At 32.1% G+C, this 3,491-nt stretch carries 3 protein-coding genes; all 3 read left to right on the top strand.

Annotated features, from left to right (window positions below; genetic code table 11):
• Positions 1 to 190: 190 nt before the first annotated feature.
• Positions 191 to 1,978, top strand: a complete 1,788-nt coding sequence (locus HMPREF0027_RS03310) for an HsdM family class I SAM-dependent methyltransferase (RefSeq protein WP_005622244.1) — start codon at positions 191 to 193, stop codon at positions 1,976 to 1,978.
• On the top strand, positions 1,971 to 3,029 hold the full coding sequence (locus HMPREF0027_RS11595) for a restriction endonuclease subunit S (RefSeq protein WP_005622243.1): 1,059 nt from the start codon (positions 1,971 to 1,973) through the stop codon (positions 3,027 to 3,029). Before HMPREF0027_RS03310 ends, HMPREF0027_RS11595 begins: the two co-directional genes overlap by 8 nt.
• A gap of 204 nt (positions 3,030 to 3,233) precedes the next feature.
• A partial coding sequence (locus HMPREF0027_RS11590) for a transposase (RefSeq protein ID WP_167316996.1) occupies positions 3,234 to 3,491 on the top strand: 258 nt, incomplete at its 3' end.

The following is a 3,491-nucleotide window of genomic DNA, read 5'->3' as shown; positions in this document are numbered from 1 at the left end:
AAGCCTACAAGCCTACAAGCCTACAAGCCTACAAGCCTACAAGCCTACAAGCCTACAAGCCTACAAGCCTACAAGCCTACAAGCCTACAAGCCTACAAGCCTACAAGCCTACAAGCCTACAAGCCTACAAGCCTACAAGTAGCCTATTATCTAAATATCAACCTTGCAAATTTATTTGGGGAGGTTGTTAATGGCTATTTTTAAAACTGAAGATATTGTTAGAGATGAAGCTGGAAAAATTCTTGGTTTTGACCATAATTTAAAATCTACAACTTTAGGGATTGGAGTCGGGCAACTTACGACATTCAAACAACTCGGTTTTAAATCAGATAAAAAGCCTGATGGATGGTATTTACCTAGTAATTCTAATGATGTCGCAATAATTCTTGAAACAAAAAATAGTAACGAAGACATTAAAAAAGAAAAATGGATTGATGAATTATTTTCTAATATAGACATTATTTCAGGTAAATATAAAAAGATTATTGGTATTCTCTATAATGGCTATAATGTTGATGTATATAAAAATAAAGAACTAATCAATACAGCTAAAACTCTTCAAGATAAACAATACTATATAGATCTATTTAAAGATAACAGCATAGACAAAAATAGAATCTATTCTTTAACTAAAAAAATTAATGATTTATTACACTTCAAATTCGGTATTAAAAATTTGTATCATCGAATGATTTTTACCGCATCAGCATTAGTGGTAGAGCGATTTGGCGGTAATTTAGGGGCAATTAAAAATAACGGTTATGAGCCATTTCGTAATAAAATTTACGATACATTAGCTAAGTCATTGCAGGAACATCGCAGGCAAAATCTTAAAATTGATATTTTACTTGAAGTATATAGCGAAATTAGAATGAATGTCGTGGAAAACCAAGATGACATCAATTCTTTTATTGATAGCGTGATTGATATTTCCCATTCTGTTAATTCTGATAATTGGAATGGCGAAGATGTAATGGGGATTTTCTTTAATGAGTTTAACCGCTATAAGAAAAAGTCCGAGAGTGGGCAAGTATTTACCCCTGAGCATATTACCTCTTTTATGTATGACTTAATCGGAGTTAGCCATAATGATAAAGTGCTAGATGCTACCTGTGGTAGTGGTGGATTTTTAGTGAAAGCAATGGCAAATATGATTAAAGAAGTGGGTGGTATAAATACAATTGAAGCAGAAAATATCAAGAAATATCAGTTATTCGGTATAGAGTTTGACAGAGAAATTTTCGCACTAGCCTGCGCCAATATGCTCATTCACAAAGACGGGAAAACCAACCTAGAACAGCTAGATACAAGAGAAACACAAGCTTGTGAATGGATAAAATCTAAACCTATAACTAAAGTATTGATGAATACTCCATATGAACGCAAATATGGTTGTAAAAAAATTGTAGAAAATGTACTCGAAAATGTGCCAATCGGGACAAAATGCGCCTTTATCTTACCAGATAAAAAACTAGAAAAAGACAAAATGGGTGGATTGCTCAAAAAACATACGTTAGAAAGTATAATCAAACTTCCTGAAAGCCTGTTTGATGCGGGTGTTACCACCAGTGTTTTTGTATTTGAAACAGGTAAGCCACAGAAGGAACGAAAAATTTTTGCTTGCTATATGGAAGATGATGGCTTGGAGCGAGTGAAAAATCAAGGACGACATGACATTAAAAATCGCTGGGCTGAGATTGAACGCTATTGGCTAGAAGTAGTATTGATGAAAACAGACGAAAAATATAAAACACATCAATGGCTAGATCCAAACGAATGTTTATCGTATCAAAAACCACAGCAAGAATTTGAGATCTTTGAAGAGGATTTTAAAAAAGTTATCTTGGATTATATTTTATTTGAAAATGGTGTTGATGTGAAAACCTTTAATGATAATTTGCTTAATAAAGTTCTATATCAATCAGAAATTAAAAATAATCAAATCGTATTAAACCTAAAAGGGGAAAACGATGAATAGATTAGATATTTCAAATTGGAAAGAGTTTAAGATTTCAGAGTTATTTATTACTGAAACAAATAAAAACAAACTACAAGTTCCAACAGGAGCAGCAATCGCAAAAAAAGATTTAACTGACGGTGATATACCAAGAGTTACCGTAACAAATATGAATAACGGAATTGTTGGATATTATAAAAATGTTCAATCTGATGATTATCGAGTGTATGAAAATTTTATATCCGTTTCTTTTTTAGGAACAATTTTCTATCACCCATATCAAGCCAGTCTTGATATGAAGGTTCATTGCTTAAAGTTAAAGGAAAGGAGATTAAATAATTATATTGCTTTTTTTCTGATTAGTATTATTAAAAAACAAGTAAGCTATTTTGCTTATAATGATCAACTTCCCAGCTCTACTCTAACAGGGTTATCTATATTATTACCTGTAAAAAATAATGAGCCAGACTGGGAATATATGGAGAACTACATTAAGCGGTTATATTTTATAAAGAGAGGTGGTATTTCTACCGTCGTAAACTATGTAGGAAAACCAACAACAAAACGTGTAGACATAACAAAGTGGGGAATTTTTCAAATTGGCAAATTATTTGAGATTAAACGCCCAGATAGTCGGAGTATTAAACAATATGAAGATGGCTCAGTACCTTTTGTGTCATCAGGCAATTTTAATAATGGTATTGATAAATTTGTTACACCTCTCAGTGATGAATGTTTAGATAGAGGTAATTGTATAACGATTAGTCCTGTTGATGGTAGTTGTTTTTATCAACCAACAGATTTTCTTGGTCGTGGAGGAGGGGGAAGCTCAATCATTTTGTTATATAACGATAATCTTAATGAAAAAAATGGTATGTTTATAAGTACAATTTTAAGAAAAACATTAAGTAGACTTTATGAATATAATGATATGGGAAGTTCTAATTCAATTAAACAAGAAAAAATAAAATTACCAGCTACGGCGAACAATCAACCAGACTGGGAATATATGGAGAACTATATAAGCTATTTATTTCAGCAACAAAATAATAGTTTACAACAGCTACTTTAAAATATATATAAGCAATCCCTTTCGGGATTGCTTTTTATTCTTGCAAATCGAACAAATTTCGATCTAAAATACTGCCTACTTTAGGCAAATCTTCTCATTTGCTTTTTTTATATTTAATTTGTTCAACCAATTTAACTAGAGAAACGCGACCTATTGGGCATAAAGCAATAAGTCAGGAGCTAATTATGAATGTTGAACAAATAAATGAAAAAGAAGCAAACGCCACCACAATTACTTTCTGCCTATCGCAATTTATCTATCTCTGCGATCTATGATTTATCTGATACTGAAGCCCTTATCTTTCTGAAAAATGCCCGTTGGGGAAACTCTCATTGTTTTCATACTGTTCAATGTTCTCATTGTCAGATTGAGTATAAAGCCTATTTTATTTCTTCTCGTAAGCAATGGCAGTGCAAACATTGCCAACATCGTTTTTCTGTAAAAAGTGGTACTATTTTTCAG

The sequence above is a fragment of the Actinobacillus ureae ATCC 25976 genome, assembly GCF_000188255.1.
Taxonomy (GTDB): domain Bacteria; phylum Pseudomonadota; class Gammaproteobacteria; order Enterobacterales; family Pasteurellaceae; genus Actinobacillus; species Actinobacillus ureae.
The sequence above is the reverse complement of the archived record's forward strand: the minus strand, read 5'-3'. Positions and strand labels throughout refer to the sequence as shown.